The 18,410-nt window shown below is 65.2% G+C and carries 19 protein-coding genes; 10 read left to right on the top strand and 9 right to left on the bottom strand.

Annotated features, from left to right (window positions below):
* Window positions 1-42 precede the first annotated feature (42 nt).
* The 6 genes from guaB to CLU87_RS11455 all read left to right on the top strand — a co-directional run bounded on the left by guaB (window position 43) and on the right by CLU87_RS11455 (window position 5,774).
* Window positions 43-1,518 (top strand): IMP dehydrogenase, encoded by a 1,476-nt coding sequence (gene guaB, locus CLU87_RS11480; RefSeq protein WP_055398151.1) that lies wholly within the window; start codon window positions 43-45, stop codon window positions 1,516-1,518.
* A 96-nt stretch (window positions 1,519-1,614) separates the two neighbouring features.
* Window positions 1,615-1,872: a type II toxin-antitoxin system Phd/YefM family antitoxin gene (locus CLU87_RS11475; RefSeq protein ID WP_099730519.1), complete on the top strand. Its 258-nt coding sequence runs from the start codon at window positions 1,615-1,617 to the stop codon at window positions 1,870-1,872.
* A complete protein-coding gene (locus CLU87_RS11470) occupies window positions 1,869-2,303 on the top strand; it encodes a type II toxin-antitoxin system VapC family toxin (RefSeq protein ID WP_099730518.1) in 435 nt (144 codons plus the stop codon). The genes CLU87_RS11475 and CLU87_RS11470 overlap by 4 nt, the downstream gene beginning before the upstream one ends.
* Before the next feature lie 12 nt (window positions 2,304-2,315).
* Entirely contained in the window at window positions 2,316-3,932 is a 1,617-nt protein-coding gene (gene guaA / locus CLU87_RS11465) for a glutamine-hydrolyzing GMP synthase (RefSeq protein ID WP_099730517.1), read from the top strand.
* 78 nt (window positions 3,933-4,010) lie between these two features.
* Window positions 4,011-4,598, top strand: a complete 588-nt coding sequence (locus CLU87_RS11460; RefSeq protein WP_099730516.1) for a 2'-5' RNA ligase family protein — start codon at window positions 4,011-4,013, stop codon at window positions 4,596-4,598.
* A gap of 105 nt (window positions 4,599-4,703) precedes the next feature.
* Complete coding sequence (locus CLU87_RS11455) at window positions 4,704-5,774, top strand: DUF6352 family protein (RefSeq protein WP_099730515.1); 1,071 nt, start codon at window positions 4,704-4,706, stop codon at window positions 5,772-5,774.
* 100 nt (window positions 5,775-5,874) lie between these two features.
* Here CLU87_RS11455 and putA read toward each other — a convergent pair whose 3' ends face one another.
* Window positions 5,875-9,621 (bottom strand): trifunctional transcriptional regulator/proline dehydrogenase/L-glutamate gamma-semialdehyde dehydrogenase, encoded by a 3,747-nt coding sequence (putA, locus tag CLU87_RS11450; RefSeq protein ID WP_099730514.1) that lies wholly within the window; start codon window positions 9,619-9,621, stop codon window positions 5,875-5,877.
* Window positions 9,622-9,760: 139 nt separating this feature from the next.
* Between putA and CLU87_RS11445 the strand changes: the two genes are divergently transcribed.
* The 3 genes from CLU87_RS11445 to rlmD all read left to right on the top strand — a co-directional run bounded on the left by CLU87_RS11445 (window position 9,761) and on the right by rlmD (window position 12,145).
* Complete coding sequence (locus CLU87_RS11445) at window positions 9,761-10,234, top strand: Lrp/AsnC ligand binding domain-containing protein (protein ID WP_015014569.1); 474 nt, start codon at window positions 9,761-9,763, stop codon at window positions 10,232-10,234.
* A 92-nt stretch (window positions 10,235-10,326) separates the two neighbouring features.
* Window positions 10,327-10,623, top strand: coding sequence for a hypothetical protein (locus tag CLU87_RS11440; RefSeq protein ID WP_099730513.1), 297 nt, complete (start codon window positions 10,327-10,329; stop codon window positions 10,621-10,623).
* Between the two features lie 58 nt (window positions 10,624-10,681).
* Window positions 10,682-12,145: a 23S rRNA (uracil(1939)-C(5))-methyltransferase RlmD gene (gene rlmD / locus CLU87_RS11435; RefSeq protein WP_099730512.1), complete on the top strand. Its 1,464-nt coding sequence runs from the start codon at window positions 10,682-10,684 to the stop codon at window positions 12,143-12,145.
* A 78-nt stretch (window positions 12,146-12,223) separates the two neighbouring features.
* Here the strand turns inward: rlmD and CLU87_RS11430 are convergent, their stop codons facing one another.
* Window positions 12,224-12,598, bottom strand: coding sequence for a hypothetical protein (locus CLU87_RS11430; protein ID WP_056063836.1), 375 nt, complete (start codon window positions 12,596-12,598; stop codon window positions 12,224-12,226).
* A gap of 113 nt (window positions 12,599-12,711) precedes the next feature.
* Window positions 12,712-13,407, bottom strand: coding sequence for a Bax inhibitor-1/YccA family protein (locus CLU87_RS11425; RefSeq protein WP_015014565.1), 696 nt, complete (start codon window positions 13,405-13,407; stop codon window positions 12,712-12,714).
* A gap of 222 nt (window positions 13,408-13,629) precedes the next feature.
* On the opposite strand from CLU87_RS11425, the gene CLU87_RS11420 reads away from it, so the two are divergent.
* Window positions 13,630-14,037: a heme-binding protein gene (locus CLU87_RS11420; RefSeq protein WP_015014564.1), complete on the top strand. Its 408-nt coding sequence runs from the start codon at window positions 13,630-13,632 to the stop codon at window positions 14,035-14,037.
* Window positions 14,038-14,286: 249 nt separating this feature from the next.
* On the opposite strand, the gene hemP is transcribed toward CLU87_RS11420, so the two are convergent.
* The 6 genes from hemP to CLU87_RS11390 all read right to left on the bottom strand — a co-directional run bounded on the left by hemP (window position 14,287) and on the right by CLU87_RS11390 (window position 18,307).
* Entirely contained in the window at window positions 14,287-14,511 is a 225-nt protein-coding gene (hemP, locus tag CLU87_RS11415) for a hemin uptake protein HemP (RefSeq protein ID WP_056065088.1), read from the bottom strand.
* Between the two features lie 292 nt (window positions 14,512-14,803).
* Entirely contained in the window at window positions 14,804-15,217 is a 414-nt protein-coding gene (locus CLU87_RS11410) for a biopolymer transporter ExbD (protein WP_015014562.1), read from the bottom strand.
* Between the two features lie 3 nt (window positions 15,218-15,220).
* On the bottom strand, window positions 15,221-15,937 hold the full coding sequence (locus CLU87_RS11405; RefSeq protein ID WP_056063831.1) for a MotA/TolQ/ExbB proton channel family protein: 717 nt from the start codon (window positions 15,935-15,937) through the stop codon (window positions 15,221-15,223).
* A 25-nt stretch (window positions 15,938-15,962) separates the two neighbouring features.
* Window positions 15,963-16,652 carry an energy transducer TonB gene (locus tag CLU87_RS11400; RefSeq protein WP_056063828.1) on the bottom strand — a complete coding sequence of 230 codons (690 nt, stop codon included), beginning with the start codon at window positions 16,650-16,652 and terminating at the stop codon, window positions 15,963-15,965.
* A gap of 103 nt (window positions 16,653-16,755) precedes the next feature.
* Window positions 16,756-17,028, bottom strand: coding sequence for a bacterioferritin-associated ferredoxin (locus CLU87_RS11395; protein ID WP_056063825.1), 273 nt, complete (start codon window positions 17,026-17,028; stop codon window positions 16,756-16,758).
* Window positions 17,029-17,164: 136 nt separating this feature from the next.
* Entirely contained in the window at window positions 17,165-18,307 is a 1,143-nt protein-coding gene (locus CLU87_RS11390; RefSeq protein ID WP_099730511.1) for an alpha-hydroxy acid oxidase, read from the bottom strand.
* Window positions 18,308-18,410 lie beyond the last annotated feature (103 nt).

Genomic DNA, 18,410 nt, shown 5'->3' with positions numbered 1-18,410 from the left:
CCACACGCGGCGCGGGTACAATCCGTTTTTTGGAGCTTTCTCATGCGCCTTCTTGGAAAAGCGCTCACCTTCGACGATGTGTTGCTGGTGCCAGCGTACTCCCAGGTCCTGCCCAAGGACACGTCCCTCGCGACGAAACTCTCCCGCAATATCCAACTGAACCTGCCGCTCGTGTCCGCCGCCATGGACACCGTGACCGAGGCGCGTCTGGCCATTGCTATTGCCCAGGAGGGCGGCATCGGCATCGTGCACAAGAACCTCACGGCGCAAGAGCAGGCTGCTCATGTGGCCAAGGTCAAGCGCTACGAGTCTGGCGTGCTGCGTGATCCCGTGGTCATCACCCCCGAGCACACCGTGCTGCAGGTGCTCCAGCTGTCCGAACAACTGGGCATCTCTGGGTTTCCCGTGTGCGACGGCGGCAAGGTGGTGGGTATCGTTACCGGCCGCGACCTGCGCTTCGAGACCCGTTACGACGTCAAGGTCCACCAGATCATGACCCCGCGCGAGAAACTCATCACGGTCAATGAAAAAGAGGGCACCACGCCGGCCGAAGCCAAGGCGCTGCTCAACAAGCACAAACTCGAACGCATCCTGGTCGTGAACGACGCCTTTGAGCTCAAGGGCCTGATCACGGTGAAGGACATCACCAAGCAGACCAGCTTTCCCAACGCTGCCCGCGATGCCGCAGGCCGCCTGCGCGTAGGCGCGGCGGTGGGTGTGGGTGAAGGCACCGAAGAACGCGTTGAAGCGCTGGTCAAGGCCGGTGTGGACGCCATCGTGGTGGACACGGCCCACGGCCACAGCAAGGGCGTGATCGACCGCGTGCGCTGGGTCAAGCAGAACTACCCGCAGATCGACGTGATCGGCGGCAACATCGCGACCGGCGCTGCAGCCCTGGCACTGGTTGAGGCCGGTGCGGATGCGGTCAAGGTCGGTATCGGCCCCGGTTCCATCTGCACCACCCGCATCGTGGCGGGTGTGGGCGTGCCCCAGATCATGGCCATCGACAACGTGGCCACGGCCCTCAAGGGCACCGGCGTGCCACTGATCGCGGACGGCGGCATCCGCTACAGCGGCGACATCGCCAAGGCCCTGGCCGCTGGCGCTGGGACGGTGATGATGGGTGGTATGTTTGCGGGCACTGAAGAAGCGCCGGGCGAAGTCATCCTGTTCCAGGGCCGCAGCTACAAGAGCTACCGCGGCATGGGCTCCATTGGCGCCATGCAGCAGGGCAGTGCCGACCGCTACTTCCAGGAATCGAGCACCGGCAATCCCAATGCCGACAAGCTGGTGCCTGAAGGCATCGAAGGCCGTGTGCCCTACAAGGGCTCCATGGTCAGCATCGTCTACCAGATGGCTGGCGGCGTGCGTGCCTCCATGGGCTACTGCGGTTGCGCCACGATCGAAGAGATGAACAACAAGGCCGAGTTCGTCGAGATCACCACTGCTGGTATCCGCGAAAGCCACGTGCACGATGTGCAGATCACCAAGGAAGCGCCGAACTACCGCGCTGACTAATAGTTAGTTGCAAACCGATCTGGCCTGATTGAAAAAATCTGGTCAGACTGATATAGTCTGGTCTGAATTCACCATTCAGGCCAGACTTTTTTATTTATGCAGTCCGTTGGCATCTACGAAGCGAAAAGCAGGTTCTCTGCCTTGATTGAACTGGTCGAGCAGGGCGAGGAAGTGCGCATCACCCGCCATGGCAAAGAGGTGGTGCGCATGCTGCCGGTGCGCCGCCGCCCAGTGATTTCTGACGAACAGATTGCGCGCGAACTGGGCCAGATGGACGTGTTGCATGCCAGCATTCAACCCGCTGGGTCAACAACAGTGGATGGCTTGCGCCGTGCAGGGCGGAGCACTGCATGACCGCTTTCGTGCTTGATGCCTCGGTCACTGCCGCCTGGTTGTTGCCGGACGCGGCCAGCGAACACACCCGCCGCCTGTACGCCCTGATCCGCCGCGATGAGGTCGAGCCGCAGGCGCCCAACCTCTGGCACTGGGAGTGCCACAACATACTGGCCACCGGTGTGAACAGCGGGCGCATTCCAGCCGCTTCCGTCGAAGGCCTGTGGGGCGTGCTCGAAGCCATTCGTCACCGCGTCGAATTGCACGAACTGGCCCCTGCCCAGCACAAAGCCGTGCTCGACGTGGCATTGGAAACCGGCCTGCCCACCTTTGATGCTGCTTACCTGTGGCTGGCGCGCTCGCTGCGCCTGCCTCTGGCCACCTTTGATTCTCACCAGATCGCTGCCGCCCGGCGCAGCGGCGTCCCGCTTCTTGATCTCTCCAGCCTCTGACGGACCACCACCATGCAACACCAGAAAATCCTCATCCTCGATTTCGGCTCGCAAGTCACCCAGCTCATCGCCCGCCGCGTGCGCGAGGCCCATGTGTACTGCGAGGTGCACCCCTGCGACGTGACCGACGAGTGGATCCGCGACTATGCCAAGGACGGCTCGCTCAAGGGCGTGATCCTGTCGGGCAGCCACGCCAGCGTGTACGAGGTGGATGACAAGGCGCCGGATGCGGTGTTTGAACTCGGCATCCCCGTGCTGGGCATCTGCTACGGCATGCAGACCATGGCCCAGCAGTTGGGCGGCAAGGTCGAGGGTTCCAACACCCGCGAATTTGGCTACGCCGAAGTGCGCGCCCATGGCCACACCGAACTGCTCAAGGGCATCGAAGACTTCGCCACGCCCGAAGGCCATGGCATGCTCAAGGTGTGGATGAGCCACGGCGACAAGGTCACTGCCTTGCCCCCGGGCTTCAAGGTGATGTGCTCCACACCCTCATGCCCCATCGCTGGCATGGCCGACGAAAGCCGCCACTACTACGCCGTGCAGTTCCACCCTGAAGTCACACACACCGTGCAGGGCCGCGCTTTGCTGGAGCGTTTTGTGCTGGGCATCTGCGGCACCCGTGCCGACTGGGTCATGGGCGACTACATCGAAGAGGCTGTGCAAAAGATTCGCGAGCAGGTGGGCGATGAGGAGGTGATCCTCGGCCTGTCGGGCGGCGTGGATTCGTCCGTGGCTGCCGCGCTGATCCACCGCGCCATTGGTGACCAGCTCACCTGCGTGTTTGTGGACCACGGCCTGCTGCGCCTGAACGAAGGCGACATGGTCATGGACATGTTCGAGGGCAAGCTGCACGCCAAGGTCATCCGCGTGGACGCCAGCGACTTGTTCCTGGGCAAGCTGGCTGGGGTGAGCGAGCCCGAGCAAAAGCGCAAGATCATCGGCGGCCTGTTTGTGGACGTGTTCAAGGCCGAGGCCGCCAAGCTCAAGGCAGGCACCGGTGGCCACAAGGGCGCCACCTTCCTGGCCCAGGGCACGATCTACCCCGACGTGATCGAATCCGGCGGCGCCAAGAGCAAGAAGGCCGTCACCATCAAGAGCCACCACAACGTGGGTGGCCTGCCAGAGCAGCTCGGCCTGAAGCTGCTGGAACCCCTGCGTGACCTGTTCAAGGACGAAGTGCGCGAACTGGGCGTAGCCCTGGGCCTGCCGCCCGACATGGTCTACCGCCATCCGTTCCCCGGCCCGGGCCTGGGCGTGCGCATTCTGGGCGAGGTGAAGAAGGAATACGCCGACCTGCTGCGCCGTGCGGATGCGATCTTCATCGAAGAGCTGCGCAACTTTGTGGACGATGCCACTGGCAAGACCTGGTACGACCTCACCAGCCAGGCCTTTACCGTGTTCCTGCCCGTCAAGAGCGTGGGCGTGATGGGCGACGGCCGCACCTATGACTACGTTGTGGCACTGCGCGCCGTGCAGACCAGCGACTTCATGACCGCCGACTGGGCCGAACTGCCCTACGCGCTGCTCAAGAAGGTGTCAGGCCGCATCATCAACGAAGTGCGTGGCATCAACCGCGTGACGTACGACGTGAGCAGCAAGCCACCAGCGACGATTGAGTGGGAGTGAGTGGGGGTAAATCAAAATACTGGTTATTTAAACAGTATTGGCGCACAATGCGACGGATCTTCCGGAGCTTTGTGTGCCATGTCCCAGCTTCACGACCTCTACTATTTTCTTTCCCCTACGCCGCTTGCCGCCGAGATGGCCAAGAGGTTACTGCAGCGCCTCCAAGGACCCTGTGGGGCGGGCAGAGGCGAGCCCATGCCCGTGGATCGGCTGCACATCACGCTCCATTACCTGGGGCGCTTCCTGAACAGCATCCCCCGAGAGGTAATCGACTTGGCGCTGGCGGCGGGTAGCGCCATGGACTACGAACCGTTTGGGGTCCGCCTCGACGTGCTGCAGTCCCGGGGCGGCGTTGAAAAGGGGACTTTCGGCACCGTCGAGCTGGCGCCACAAGCGGGCGCTGCGCGTGAATTGCGAGGATTTCAACATGCGCTTGGCAACACGATGCGCCGCATGGGGTTTGCAGAAACTCAGATCCGCAGCCATTTCCACCCGCACATGACTTTGCACTACAAGCACGCACGCATTGACCCAATGGTGGTTGCTCCCGTGGCGTGGACCGTGACGCAGTTTGCCTTGGTAGACAGCCTCTACGGCCTGAGCAGGCATGATGTGCTCGCGCACTGGACCTTGAAGGCACGGCAACAGGTCTTTCTTGACTGGTGATGTTGCGAAGCAAGCGGATACCAATGCGTACTCGCTGTGCTGCGTTGTGGTGCGGAAGCTTCCGCGGCTACCATCCTCTGAGGTCATTGGCTCTCTCATTTCTTCATGACGACACTTCACGATTTCTGGCCCGGTTGTGGTTTCCAAACGCTGGATCGCGATGCCCGTGGCTGGCTGCCCCCCACCGACGGGTACCTGCGTTGGCTGCTGGCCCGACCAGAGCTGGCGCTGGTGCCGGAGTCGTGCGCTGCAGAGATCGCACTGCATGAATCGCTCAAGGTGTCACCCGCGCGGGCGGTCACCTCTGCGGAGCTGGCTGCATTGCAGGACGAAGACGCGCGCGAGAACTACAACGTGTTCCTGCGCTTCCGCGATGGCCTGCTGGCCGCCGGCACGCTGGAGGCTTATTACCTGCAGCTCATGCGCAGTGGGGCGGTGAATGTGCCCGCCGTGTTCATCGACGCCGTGGTGCAGGCCCTGCTGCGCAACGTGCTGGACGACTGCAACGACTCCTTTGAAGCCCGCGCCGCCGAGATGCTGTTTCGCCCGCAACGTATTACCTTGCAAGACGGGCAAATGCTGGCAGGCGACCGGGCGACGCTCGACATGCTCAACGAAACTGCGGGCCTGGGCGAGGTGGGACGCTTGCTGTTGCAAAGCGGTGCGCTGCAGCCCACGGCGCAGGTCAAGGTGCTGTCGGCCGACAACGCGGCGCAATATTGGCGGGAGAGTGACCGCCACCACTTTCTGCTCGACCTGACCCATGAGCTGACACAGGACCTGAGCCATGGCCTGACCTTCAAGATGACCCGCGCCCGATCCGGCCTGAAGGCACTGGCCCGGGTGCTGGAGCGCTGGGTGGCGCACCTGCTGGGCGTGCAAGTGTTGATCGAGCCTGTGCACGAGGTCACCGACAGCGCCTGGCGCTGGCATGTGGGGCTGGATGTGGAGTCCACCGCCATCCTCAACGACCTGTACCAGGACCGGCCCGTGGAGTCTGAGCGCATGGCGCGGCTGGTGAGCCTGTTCACGCTGACCTTTGCCAACCCGGCCGAGATGCGCGCCGACGTGGCGGGCAAGCCGGTGTATCTGGGTTTGGCGACCAACGCCGAGGGTGTGGTGCGCATCAAGCCGCAGAACCTCTTGCTCAATCTGCCGCTGGCATCGCCATCTTGAGTGCTATTGAATCAATAGCTGCTGGCGCATGAAAAGTATGCGCTAGCGGCCAATTTGATTCAAATTTCTCCCTGACGGATGAGGACCAAGTGCCGTGCGCTCATCCAATGGTCATCAGGCTCGCATTGCCCCCTGCCGCCGCCGTGTTCACGCTCAACGCGCGTTCGATGAGCAGGCGGTCCAGCGGGATGTCCGTCGCGCCGGGCTGGAGCGCAGTCACGCCCACGATGGGTCCGGTGCGGCGGGCGAGGGCGGTGCACGCGGTCTGCAGTGAAGGGGCGTCGCCATGGTGCAGCACGGCATCCAGCTCCAGCGTGCCGTCGTTCAGTGTGTTGTCCTGCAGCTGGATCTGCGCCTGCACCAGCGTGGGCAATGGCGTGCGCAGGTTGGCCTGTGCGGTGGGCCACAGAGCCGTGCCACCGCTGGCGAGCACGGCCGCAGTCTGTACCAGCAGGTCATCCACACTTCGCGCCAGGCACAGCACGCGGCCACGTGGGGCCAGGGTGTAAACATTGCGCTCGCCCGTGGGGCCGGGCAGGGTGCGGGCTGTGCCGCTTTGGGTTTGCTGGGCAAACTGTTGGCAGGTGTTGGCCAGGGCTGCATTGCCCTGGAGCTGCGCCCATTGCTGCAAGGTGGCCAGAGGCGCCAGCAGGCGCTCGCGCACTGCCTCCTCGGGCGGCGTAGTGCGGTCGGCGTCGGCAAAGGTGCGCGCCAGCGCATCGGCCGGGCGCTGCGACACCAGGCGCAGCAGGTACAGCGGCCCGCCTGCCTTGGGCCCCGTGCCCGACAGGCCCTCGCCGCCAAACGGCTGCACGCCCACCACGGCGCCCACCATGTTGCGGTTGACGTACACGTTGCCAGCATGGGCGCGGTTGACCACGCGGGCGATGGTTTCGTCGATGCGGGTGTGCACACCTTGCGTCAGGCCGTAGCCGGTGGCGTTGATCTGGTCGAGCAACTGGTCGAGATCGCTGCGCGCATAGCGCACCAGGTGCAGCACGGGGCCGAAGACTTCGCGCTGCAGCTCGTCGATGTGATTCAGCTCGATCAGCGTGGGGGGCACAAAAGTGCCCTGTGCGCTGACTGCAGCAACATGATTCGGGTGCTGGAACACGCGGTGGCCTTGGGCCTTGAATTTCTCGATGTGCTGGGCGATGCCTGCTTGCGCTTCGGCGTCGATCACCGGGCCCACGTCCACGCGCAACTCGGCGGGGTTGCCTACGCGCAGTTCGCCCATGGCGCCTTGCAGCATCTCCACCACGCGGTCGGCGGCTTCTTCCTGCACGCACAACACGCGCAGGGCGGAGCAGCGCTGGCCTGCGCTGTCAAAGGCGGACGACACGGCATCGCCCACCACCTGTTCCACCAGCGCGGACGAGTCCACGATCATCGCGTTCTGCCCGCCCGTCTCAGCGATCAGCGGGATGGGGCGGCCTGCAGCATCCAGCCGCCCGGCCACGGTGCGCTGCAGGATGCGCGCGACTTCGGTGGAGCCAGTGAACATCACGCCCATCACGCGGGCGTCACCGATCAGGCGCGCGCCCACGGTCTCGCCCTGGCCGGGTAGCAGTTGCACCGCCGCACGGGGCACACCAGCCTGCCACAGCAGGCGCACGGCCTCGGCGGCGATCAGCGGGGTTTGCTCTGCCGGCTTGGCCAGCACGGGGTTGCCTGCGGCCAGCGCTGCCGCCACCTGGCCTATGAAGATGGCAAGCGGGAAGTTCCAGGGGCTGATGCAGGCCACTGGGCCCAGCGGGATGTGGGTGGCGTTGTCAAAGGTGCTTTGCACCTGGGCCGCGTAGTAGCGCAAGAAGTCCACCGCTTCGCGCACTTCGGCCACGGCGTTGCTGGCGCTTTTGCCGGCTTCGCGCATCAACAGGCCTAGCAGCGGCTGCATGCGCGCTTCCAGCAGGTCGGCGGTGCGCAGCAGGGTCGCGGCGCGCTCAGCGGGTGACGTGGCGGCCCAGGGGGCTGCTGCGGCCTGGGCGTGGGCCAGGGCCTGGTCCACGTCGGCAGTGGTGGCCTCTTGCACGTTACCCACTACGTCGCTGTGGTCGGCGGGGTTGCGCACGGGCTGGTTGGGGCCTGCAGGGGTATCCGTGCCCAGCAAGGGAGTCGCCTTCCAGGCATGGGCCGCAGTGGCTTGCAGGGCGGCGGCCAGTTCGGTCAGCGTGTTCTCGTTCGACAGGTCCAGCCCGCGCGAGTTGGCGCGGTGCGCACCATACAGGCCTTGGGGTGTGGCAATGCGGGGGTGAGGCAGGCCAGCGGCGCCTTCCACGGCAGCTTGCTGGTCCACCACCAACACGGGGCTCTTTACCAGCTCATCCAGCGCAATGGTTTCGTCGGCAATGCGGTTCACGAACGAGGTATTGGCGCCGTTTTCCAGCAGGCGGCGCACCAGGTAGGCCAACAGGGTTTCGTGCGTGCCCACGGGGGCGTAGATGCGGCAGGGGCGGCCCAGCTTGCCCGCAGTGATGGCACCCACCACCTGCTCATACAGCGGCTCGCCCATGCCGTGCAGGCACTGGAACTCGTATTGCCCGGCGTAGTAGTTGCTGCCCGCCAGTTGGTAGATGGTGGCCACCGTCTCGGCGTTGTGCGTGGCGAACTGGGGGTACACGGCTTCGGGCGCGGCCAGCAGCTTGCGTGCGCAGGCGATGTACGAAATGTCGGTGTGTACCTTGCGGGTGTAGACGGGGTAGTCCTCCAGCCCATCAACCTGGGCGCGCTTGATTTCGCTGTCCCAGTACGCGCCCTTCACCAGGCGCACCATCAGCCGGCGCTGGGTGCTGCGGGCGAGTTGAACCACATAGTCGATGACGAAGGGGCAGCGCTTTTGGTAGGCCTGGATGACGAAGCCAATGCCGTTCCAGCCCGCCAGCGTGGGCTCGTGGCACAGGCGCTCCAGCAGGTCCAGCGACAGCTCCAGGCGGTCGGTTTCTTCGGCGTCGATGTTCAGGCCAATGTCGTACTGCTTGGCCAGCGCGGTCAGGCGCAACACCAGCGGGTACAGCTCATCCATCACACGGCCAAACTGTGCGCGGCTGTAGCGCGGGTGCAGGGCCGAGAGCTTGATGGAGATGCCCGGCCCTTCATAGATGCCGCGCCCGGCAGAGGCCTTGCCAATCGCGTGGATGGCCTGCTCGTAAGAGGCGTAGTAGTGCTTGGCGTCTTCGCTGGTCAGCGCGGCCTCACCCAGCATGTCGTACGAATAGCGAAAGCCCTCGGCCTCCATCGTGCGGGCGTTGCGCAGCGCTTCGTCGATGGTCTCGCCGGTCACAAACTGCTCGCCCATCATGCGCATGGCCATGTCCACGCCCTTGCGGATCAGCGGCTCGCCGCCCTTGCCGATCAGGCGGCTGAGCGAGTTGCCCAGGCTGCCTTCGCTGTGCGTGACCACCAGCTTGCCGGTGATGAGCAGGCCCCAGGTGGCGGCGTTGACGAAGAGCGACGGGCTCTTGCCCAGGTGGGCATCCCACTGGCCGTGGCTGATTTTGTCGCGGATGAGCGCATCGCGTGTGGCCTTGTCGGGGATGCGCAGCAGCGCCTCGGCGAGGCACATCAGCGCCACGCCTTCTTGCGACGACAGCGAAAACTCCTGCAGCAGCCCCTGCACGATGCCCGCGCGCCCGGCGCTGGCCTTGCGTTCGCGCAGCGCCTTGGCAATGCGCAGGGCCAGTTGCTCGGCGGACGCCGCTTGATCGGCAGGAAGTCGGGCCTGGGCCAGCAGCGGGGCCAGGGCCTCGGGCTCGGGGCGGCGGGTGGCGGCGGTGATGGCGGCGCGCAGCGGGTTGTTCAGCGGTGTGCGGGGCGCGAAGTCTGCAAACGGGGCGGAGGGCTGCGTCATGGCGGTGTCTTTCAGGGATTTGGCGGGGCCCAACACGGTGGGAAGTGTTGGTTGTGCGCGTTATTGGCGATGATCCTTGGGTTGGTGATGAATAAATGGTCGAAAATTGGCACTCAAGCCGAATAAAACTCTAATCGACATGCAAACAGAACCCGATCTGGACCGGATTGACCGCAAGATACTGTCAATCCTGCAGGAGGACGGCCGCATTGCCAATCTCAAGCTGGCCGAGGCGGTGGCCCTGTCGCCCACGGCCGTGCTGGCGCGGGTGCAACGCCTCACGCGCGATGGCTTCATCCTGGGCTACGAGGCGCGTCTGAACCCCCTGAAACTGGGTGCGGGCATGCTGGTGTTCGTGGAGGTGCTGCTGGACCGCACCACGCCCAACGTGTTCGACCAGTTCAAGGCCGCCGTACAGGTGCACCCCGAGATCATGGAATGCCACATGGTGGCGGGCGGGTTTGACTACCTGCTCAAGACGCGATCCGCCGACATGAATGCCTACCGCGTGTTTGCGGGCAACGTGCTGTGGCAGCTGCCCGGCGTGCGCGAGACGCGGACCTATGCGGTGATGGAAGAGGTCAAGCACACCAACCACCTGTACCTGCGCTGACTCCACACCATGTGCGTACACCTACCCGATTGGCGGTGCTGGCAGAAGCCCGCATAATTCTCTGCAGATCTGCTTGCATGAGGAGCCATACCATGACGACCGCTTTCCCCTATGCCGCCGCAGCCCTGGTGGCTGCCCTGTTCAGCCAGACGGCCGCTGCATCCTGCTACGTCGTCTATGGCCCTGACAAGGACATCGTGTACCGCGCTCCGGTGCCGCCGGTGGACATGTCACGGCAGATCCACGAAACCCTGCCCCTGGTGGCCCCGGGCTCGACCCTCGTGTTTTCGCCCGACAACTTTGGCTGCGAACTCACCATCAACAAGCTGCCACTCACGGCCGTGTCCGCGCCCGGGGGCATGCGGCCTGCGCGCGCTGACCGGGGCTGAAACGGACAGTTCGCAGGGTTGCGGCCAGTGGGCGTGCCGCGCCTGAGACAATCGGGGGATGAGCGAACCGAAAGAACTATCCCCCTCGTTTGAACCCACCGAGCAGAATTCCCAAAGCGACCTGCCCGAAGGCTGGCTGCACGTGCAGTCCATGGACCTGGACGCCCAGGGCGTTGCCCGCAAGCCCGATGGCAAGGTGGTCTTTATCGATGGTGCCCTGCCATTCGAGCTGGTCACGGCCAACACCCACCGCAAGAAGAACAACTGGGAGCAGGCCAGCCTGGTAGCGATCCACCGCGAGTCGTCCCAGCGCGTGCGGCCGGATTGCCCCCACTTTGGCCTGCACGCAGGCGCCTGTGGCGGCTGCAAGATGCAGCACTTGCACGTGGGCGCCCAGGTGGCCGTCAAGCAGCGGGTGCTGGAAGACAACCTCTGGCACCTGGGCAAGGTCAAGGCCGAGACCATGCTGCGTCCCATCGAGGGGCCCGCCTGGGGCTACCGTTACCGCGCCCGCCTGGCGGTGCGCCACGTGATCAAGAAGGGCCAGGTCCTGGTGGGCTTTCATGAGCGCAAGAGCCGCTACATCGCCGACATGCAGACCTGCAAGATCTTGCCCCCGCATGTCGATGCCATGCTGATGCCCCTGCGCGCACTGATTGCCAGCCTGGATGCCCGCGACACCTGCCCACAGATCGAGCTGGCCTGCGGCGACACCGTGACCGCGCTGGTGCTGCGCCACCTGGAGCCGCTGAGCACCGATGACATCGCCCGGCTGCGCGCCTTTGCGGTGGAGCACCATGTGCAATGGTGGCTGCAGCCCAAGGGCCCGGACACGGTGAAGCTGCTGGACGAAGGCGGCGAGCAGCTGTCGTACGCACTGCCGGACTTCGGCATCACCATGCCTTTCAAGCCCACGGACTTCACCCAGGTGAACCCGCACATCAACCGCGTGTTGGTGAGCCGCGCGCTGCGCCTGCTGGACGTGCAGCCCCACGAACGCGTGATCGACTGGTTCTGTGGCCTGGGCAACTTCACGCTGCCCCTGGCCACGCAGGCGCGCGAGGTGCTGGGCATCGAGGGCAGCGAGGCCCTGGTGGCCCGCTCGCGTGAGAACTATGCATTGAATCAGGCCCAGGCGCCGGACCACAAAGCGCTGGCAGCTACGGATTTTGTAGCGCGCAACCTGTTCGAGATGACGCCCGAGATGCTGGTGGCCGACGGCGCTGCCGACAAGTGGCTGGTGGACCCGCCACGCGAAGGGGCGTTTGCGCTGGCCAAGGCGCTGGCGGACATTGAACAGGCCCGCATTGGCGCCGAGGGCGCTGGCCCCTTGCCTGCAGGGGCCGAAGGCTGGACGCCCCCGAAGCGCATTGTGTACGTGAGCTGCAACCCAGCCACCCTGGCGCGCGATGCCGGGCTGCTGGTGCATTTGGCCGGCTACCGGTGCACTGCGGCGGGCATGATCAACATGTTCCCGCACACGGCCCATGTGGAGAGCATGGCGGTGTTCGAGCGGGCCTGAGTCCGGTTGCCAGAGAGAGGCTTCAGGAAGGGGTGGGCGCAGCCCTCCGTCCCGCGGCCTTAGCTCCGCCGCGCAATATCAGCTGCGGTTGCGGCTGGCTGCGGGGTCGCGGGGTTCGGTTTCGATGTCGGGTGCGCGTTCGCTGCGTTCGGGCTTTTCCACCTTGCCCAGCACCGAGGGCGTGCCCTCGATCTTGTTCTCACGCATGTAGGCGTCCATGTCCTTCCAGCCTGCAAACACCGAGGCCTTGGAGGCCTTGGGGTTGAGGGTGTAGCAGTCTTCCAGCCCCCGCAGTGCGTGTCGGCAGGCACCGCCGATGGCCTTGGCCTCGGCATCGCGTTGGGCCACGCGCGGGTCGGGGCCCAGGCCCGGGATCTTGTCGCAGCCTGCAAGCAGCAACAGGCCCGCCAGAACCATCAGGCGCAATGCGGTGGAAGGGCTTTGTGGATACATGTACTTGCATTATCGGCACACTGGCCGCGCTATTGAGGCTTGATCCTGGGGGGCGACCCACAAAAAAGGCTCCCGAGGGAGCCTTTTGATGGAGGTCAAGGGACTGGCAGGGCTCAGTCGCGCTCGCCGCCCATGATGCCCAGCAGGGCCAGCAGGCTCTGGAACACGTTGAAGATGTCCAGGTACAGGGCCAGCGTGGCGCTGATGTAGTTGGTTTCGCCGCCGTCCAGGATCTGCTTCAGGTCATACAGCATGTAGGCGCTGAAGATGCCGATGGCCAGCATCGAGATCACCATCATGCCCACGCCGGAGCCGACGAACACGTTGATGATGCCGCCGACCATGAGCACCAGCGCGCCCACCATCAGCCACTTGCCCATGCCCGAGAGGTCGCGCTTGATGACGCTGGCCAAGCTGGCCATCACGAAGAACACACCGGCCGTGCCGGCAAAGGCCGTCATGATGAGGTCGGTGCCGTTCTTGAAGCCCAGCACCATGCCGATCATGCGCGACAGCATCAGGCCCATGAAGAACGTGAAGGCCAGCAGCACCGGCACGCCTGCGGCCGAGCGCTTGGTCTTTTCGATGGCGAACATGAAGCCGAACGCGCCGCCCAGGAACACGATCAGGCCCAGACCGCCGGTCAGCGAGCGGGTGATGCCGGTGGCCACGCCGATCCAGGCGCCCAGCACCGTGGGGATCATGCTCAGGGCCAGCAGCCAGTACGTATTGCGAAGCACCTTGTGGCGCTCTTCCTGCGAGATGCCATAGCCCGCAGAGTGGCCCAGGGTGGTGACTTGGTCATTCATCTTGTGTCTCTCCTTGTTGGCCTGCACGGCGCAGACATCACAAATTCTAGGTGGTGATGCTTTTTTGCTTTGCAATGACCGCACCCGGTCACCTACTTTTGGTAAGGATACTTTCACCCTGGCTGGGGGCAACGGCGCCGGGGATGCCGGTATGCTCGGTTTTCTTTGCGTGCCGGGGCGGCCTGTGCGGCCCGGTTTCCTCTCCCACTTTCGGATCCTTTCATGAAAACCAAGCACGAACTCGAACTGGCCGACGTCAAGGCCGTGGCCGCCGCCGCTGAAGCCGAGGCCCTCAAGAACAACTGGGCCGTGACCATCGCCATCGTGGACGATGGCGGCCACCTGCTGTGGCTGCAGCGCCTGGACGGAGCCGCAGCCGTGTCATCGCACATCGCCCCTTCCAAGGCCCGCACGGCCGCTCTGGGCCGCCGCGAAAGCAAGGTCTACGAGGATGTGATCAACGGCGGCCGTACCTCGTTCCTGAGCGCGCCCACCATTGACGGCCTGCTCGAAGGCGGCGTGCCGATCATGAAGGACGGCCAATGCCTGGGTGCCGTGGGCGTGAGCGGCGTGAAGTCCACCGAAGATGCACAGATCGCCCGCGCGGGCATTGCAGCCCTGGGCCTCTGATTCGGGGGCTCCTGGCAGGGAGTGGTTGCTATTATTTTGATAGCTTCGAGCGCATGTTCCACCAGCGCATGGGGCTGAAAACGCTTCAAAACCCTCTGTGAGCATGAAAAAACCGGCCTGTGGGCCGGTTTTTTGTTGGCAGGGTCGGGGGCAGCAAAAAAAGCCTGGCTACGCGGGAGCAAACCCGTTGGCTGGCAAAAACGACCCTTGCGAGCTTGTTGCAAGCCCGGGAGTCGCCCCACGATGAAACTATTTGGTCAGGATGAGCTTGCCCAGCTTGGTGGCCTGCAGGCGGTACACCGAGCCGTTGTGGCTGATGGCGACGGTCTTGTGCCCTTGCAGCAGCACGCTGCTGTCCAGCGCAGCAGTGGCGCAATGCGCGCCGGACGACGGGGCCTCGCCAGATGCCGATGCGTCTGCGGAGTCAGCCGGCACGGCGCGGCGGAGCGGGGCGGAGGTCAGGGAGGCTTGCATGGAGTTTTCCTGGGTCATTGCAGTGCGTTTTGTTAATGATAACGATTCGCAATTACAAGTCAAGCGAACGGTGTGTTTCTTTTTGTTCTTGGTTCCGCCCTGCATCAGGTGCAAGGGCGAGGCGTTGAGCAGCGCCCTGGGCGCGGGGCATGGTTCGTGCGCCCTGGGCGCAGTGCAGGGGGCGGCGAGCCGCTGCACGGGCCCTGCGTTCCCTGGCGCCCGGCCAGCGCGCCCAAGACGGGTGGGCTGGCCAAGATGCGCAGGGGCCGGGCCGGTGACTTTCGCCGTGTCTTTACTGGCCCTGCGGGTCGGTCACAAACCCGATCTTGCGCACGCCAGCGCGTTGCGCGGCCGCCATGGCCTGGGCCACGAATTCGTAGCGCACGTTCTTGTCGCCACGGATGTGGAGGTCCGGCTGGGGCTCCTTGGCGGCCTCGGCCTGCAGGCGGGGGAAGAGTTCTTCTTCCGACACCTGGGACTCGTTCCAGAAGAACTTGCCATCGGCCGACACCGACAGGCGCACGGTCTCGGGCTTGACGTTCTCGGGCTGGTTGGTGGCGCGGGGCAGGTCCACGTTCACCGCGTGTTTCATCACCGGCACGGTGATGATGAAGATGATGAGCAGCACCAGCATGACGTCCACCAGGGGCGTCATGTTGATCTCGTTCATCACGTCATCGGTGTCGTCTTGGGTTCCAAAGGCCATGGTTTAGCCGCCTTTCTTCATGGGCAGCACCTTGCCGGGCTCGCCAGCGTTCACGCGGGCGCCGGTCACAAAGTAGGCGTGCAGGTCATGGGCAAAGCTGTTCAGGCCATTCAGGATGGACTTGTTGCCGCGCACCAGCGCGTTGTAGCCCAGCACCGCCGGGATGGCCACGGCCAGGCCCAGCGCGGTCATGATCAGCGCCTCGCCGATGGGGCCGGCCACCTTGTCGATGGTGGACTGACCCGAGGTGCCGATGGCCAGCAGCGCATGGTAGATGCCCCACACGGTGCCGAACAGGCCGATAAACGGGGCGGTGGAGCCCACCGACGCCAGGATGGCCAGGCCCGAGGACAGGCGGGCGGTGAACTCGTCGATGCAGTTGCGCAGGCAGCGGGTCACCCAGTCACTCACGTCCAGGCTGTCGTGCAGGTGGGCCTTGGTGTTGCGGTGGTGGGCAGTGGCTTCGCGGCCTTCCAGCGCCAGGTGGCGGAAGGGGTTGGTCGGGTCGGCGCCCAGCTTGGTCAGGCCCGCGGCAAAGTCCTCGCTGTGCCAGAAGTCCTGGGCGGCGCGGGCGTGTTTTTTGAACTTGATGATGTCCAGTGCCTTGATGAGGATGACGATCCACGAGGCCAGCGACATGGCCAGCAGCAGGATGGCGACGGCGCGGGTGACAAAGTCACCCTGGATCCAGACGTTGGCGATGCCGAATTGCGATTCCATGAAAACTCCCTGAGCGGTGATTGGTTTATTCGAGAACAAAGTTGACGGGGACGAGGTTCCACATGGCCTCGGGCACGCCGTTGCGTTTGCCGGGCACAAAGCGCCAGCGCATCACTGCGTCCTGGGCCTGGCGGTCCAGCCGGTCAAAGCCGCTGGACTTGTTGACCTCGACCTTTTGCGGCACGCCATCGGTGCCGATGAGCACCCGCAGCACCACCTTGCCTTGCTCGCCCATGCGTTTGCTGATGGCGGGGTAGCTGGGCTTGGGGTTGTTGAGATAGGCCGCGTCGCTGGACGGCAGCTCGATCTTGGGTGGTGCGGGTGGCGCCGGTGGCGCAGGCGCGGGGGCCGGGGGCGCCACAGGGGCCTCGATGGGCGGGGCGGGCGGCTGGGGCGTGGTGATGCCGGTGGGGGCATTGGGCGCTGGCGTGGGGTCGGCAATGGCGACGGGCATCGGTGCCGGGCGCGGCGCGGCCTTGGGCGCTGGCTTGGGAGGGGGCGGTGGTGCCGGTGGCGGCGGGGTGACCTTGGGCGGGGCGGGCGGCGCGATGAATTCGCTGAGCAGTTCGGCCGGCACGATCACCTCGGCCGCCTTGCGCACCAGGCCGGACTGCAGGGCCCAGATGCCCGCCACATGCAGCGCCACCACGGAGCCGACGATCACGGCATTGCGGCTCACACCGCCAGGGGGGGCGAAACGATCAGGGTGAGACATAAAAAGAAAGGAAGGGCAGCGCCGCCCCTAGCATAGGGCGGACGTTGCCGGGTAAACCCGGATTATTTGCGAAAGATCCACCAGGCCGAACCTGCGACCAGGATCAGGCTGCCTGCGAGGGTAGAGAGGAGTTCCATGACTTGCTTTCCAGGATGGAGCTGGCAAGCTGGATCGTCTGCGGCGCCGCATCGTTGCGCAAGGCGGCTACCGGGTTCGAGACACTGCACTGCGCCACCACGTCGCGGGCGCAGCTTTCGCAGCATCCGCATTGGGTGGCCACGCCCAGTTCGAACTGGATCTCATCGAAGCTCATGCCGGCACGGGCATGGCGGGCAATCTCACGGTCCGAAACCCGGCGGCAAACACAGACGATCATGGCGGCAGGCAGTGTGGCTGGCTGTTGAAAGGATGGTTGAGATTATAAATACGAATCTATCGCATTTGCAATAAATCATTCCTGCCGACAGGGGGAAGGCGCACCTGCCCGTGTGGAGCTGCCGATACCCCGGGCCTCAGATCGCGCCCGCTGCGGGCTCGTCGTGGCCGTCCAACAGCGCGGAAGTCGCTTCGGCAAGGGTGGCGCAGCCGGTCAAGGCCATGGCGACCTCCAATTCGTCGCGCAGCAGGCGCAGCACATGGGCCACGCCCGCAGCACCTGCATTGGCCAGGCCCCACACGGCAGGGCGGCCCACCAGCACGGCGGAGGCGCCCAGCGCCATGGCCTTGAGCACATCGGTGCCGCGCCGGATGCCGCCGTCCACCAGCACCGGCACCTTGCCCTGCACAGCCTGCACCACACGGGGCAGCGCGGTGGCGGTGGCAGGGGCCGTGTCCAGCGTGCGCCCGCCGTGGTTGGACACGATGAGGCCCGCAGCGCCCAGCGACACGGCCTGGCGCGCGTCGGCGGGGTGCAGCACGCCCTTGAGCAGCACCGGGAGCCGGGTGATGGACTGCAGCCACGCGATGTCGTCCCACGTGGGCGCATGGTGGAGCAGGCCGTCGAATAAGGCGCTCTGGCCGGGGCTCAACGGGGAGGAGGCAGGTGCCTGCAGGCCTGCCAGGTTGACGGGGCCCACGCCGGGCGGCAGCCGAAAGCCCGCACGCCGCTCCCGGTCGCGCACGCCGCTGGTGGGGGCATCCACCGTGAGCACCAGGGCCTCGTAGCCGGCCGCTTCGGCACGCTGCACCAGAGACTGGGTGAAGCCACGGTCAGGTTGCAGGTACAGCTGAAACCACAGCAGGCCGCGCCCCGGGTCGGGCAGGACGGCTTGGGCCACGCTCTCCAGCGACACGCTGGCCTGGGTGCTGAGCACCACGCCCGCGCCCAGCGCCGCTGCGGCATAGGCCATGGCCAGTTCGCCGTCGGGGTGCGCCAGGCGCTGGAAGGCCACAGGTGCGAGCAGGACGGGGTGCGCCAGCGTGCGCCCCAGCAGGGGCACGCGGGTGTGCCCACCCGCCAGCGGCCGCAGCACGCGGGGCCACAGGGGCAGGGCGTCCCAGGCGCTGCGGTTGGCGTGCAGGCTGATCTCGTCGGCCGCGCCGCCGCTGAAGTACGCCCAGGCGTTGTCGTCCAGCTGCGTGCGTGCGTGTTGCTCGTGGTCGGCCAGGGTGACCAGGCCCGGGGGGATGGTGTGGCGTGCAGGAAATTGGGTCATACAAACAAAAATAGCACCAAGCGCTAGTGGATCATGCGCTGGGTGCTATCAAAATAATAGTTCTTGCGGGGTGTCTCATACCCCCGGTCGCAGCCGTGGGGTA

It is taken from the genome of Acidovorax sp. 59 (assembly GCF_002754175.1).
Classification (GTDB): domain Bacteria; phylum Pseudomonadota; class Gammaproteobacteria; order Burkholderiales; family Burkholderiaceae_C; genus Acidovorax; species Acidovorax delafieldii.
Note: the sequence above shows the minus strand (reverse complement) of the source record. Positions and strands in the feature narration are given on the sequence as shown.

What these genes read in the sequence shown, in the direction of transcription:
- CLU87_RS11410 (WP_015014562.1), bottom strand. Translation starts at nt 15,217, where the DNA reads ATGGCCTTTGGAACCCAAGACGACACCGATGACGTGATGAACGAGATC.
- CLU87_RS11460 (WP_099730516.1), top strand. Translation starts at nt 4,011, where the DNA reads ATGTCCCAGCTTCACGACCTCTACTATTTTCTTTCCCCTACGCCGCTT.
- putA (WP_099730514.1), bottom strand. Translation starts at nt 9,621, where the DNA reads ATGACGCAGCCCTCCGCCCCGTTTGCAGACTTCGCGCCCCGCACACCG.
- CLU87_RS11430 (WP_056063836.1), bottom strand. Translation starts at nt 12,598, where the DNA reads ATGTATCCACAAAGCCCTTCCACCGCATTGCGCCTGATGGTTCTGGCG.
- guaA (WP_099730517.1), top strand. Translation starts at nt 2,316, where the DNA reads ATGCAACACCAGAAAATCCTCATCCTCGATTTCGGCTCGCAAGTCACC.
- CLU87_RS11395 (WP_056063825.1), bottom strand. Translation starts at nt 17,028, where the DNA reads ATGATCGTCTGTGTTTGCCGCCGGGTTTCGGACCGTGAGATTGCCCGC.
- CLU87_RS11405 (WP_056063831.1), bottom strand. Translation starts at nt 15,937, where the DNA reads ATGGAATCGCAATTCGGCATCGCCAACGTCTGGATCCAGGGTGACTTT.
- CLU87_RS11425 (WP_015014565.1), bottom strand. Translation starts at nt 13,407, where the DNA reads ATGAATGACCAAGTCACCACCCTGGGCCACTCTGCGGGCTATGGCATC.
- rlmD (WP_099730512.1), top strand. Translation starts at nt 10,682, where the DNA reads ATGAGCGAACCGAAAGAACTATCCCCCTCGTTTGAACCCACCGAGCAG.
- CLU87_RS11445 (WP_015014569.1), top strand. Translation starts at nt 9,761, where the DNA reads ATGCAAACAGAACCCGATCTGGACCGGATTGACCGCAAGATACTGTCA.
- CLU87_RS11455 (WP_099730515.1), top strand. Translation starts at nt 4,704, where the DNA reads ATGACGACACTTCACGATTTCTGGCCCGGTTGTGGTTTCCAAACGCTG.
- CLU87_RS11420 (WP_015014564.1), top strand. Translation starts at nt 13,630, where the DNA reads ATGAAAACCAAGCACGAACTCGAACTGGCCGACGTCAAGGCCGTGGCC.
- CLU87_RS11400 (WP_056063828.1), bottom strand. Translation starts at nt 16,652, where the DNA reads ATGTCTCACCCTGATCGTTTCGCCCCCCCTGGCGGTGTGAGCCGCAAT.
- hemP (WP_056065088.1), bottom strand. Translation starts at nt 14,511, where the DNA reads ATGCAAGCCTCCCTGACCTCCGCCCCGCTCCGCCGCGCCGTGCCGGCT.
- guaB (WP_055398151.1), top strand. Translation starts at nt 43, where the DNA reads ATGCGCCTTCTTGGAAAAGCGCTCACCTTCGACGATGTGTTGCTGGTG.
- CLU87_RS11390 (WP_099730511.1), bottom strand. Translation starts at nt 18,307, where the DNA reads ATGACCCAATTTCCTGCACGCCACACCATCCCCCCGGGCCTGGTCACC.
- CLU87_RS11475 (WP_099730519.1), top strand. Translation starts at nt 1,615, where the DNA reads ATGCAGTCCGTTGGCATCTACGAAGCGAAAAGCAGGTTCTCTGCCTTG.
- CLU87_RS11440 (WP_099730513.1), top strand. Translation starts at nt 10,327, where the DNA reads ATGACGACCGCTTTCCCCTATGCCGCCGCAGCCCTGGTGGCTGCCCTG.
- CLU87_RS11470 (WP_099730518.1), top strand. Translation starts at nt 1,869, where the DNA reads ATGACCGCTTTCGTGCTTGATGCCTCGGTCACTGCCGCCTGGTTGTTG.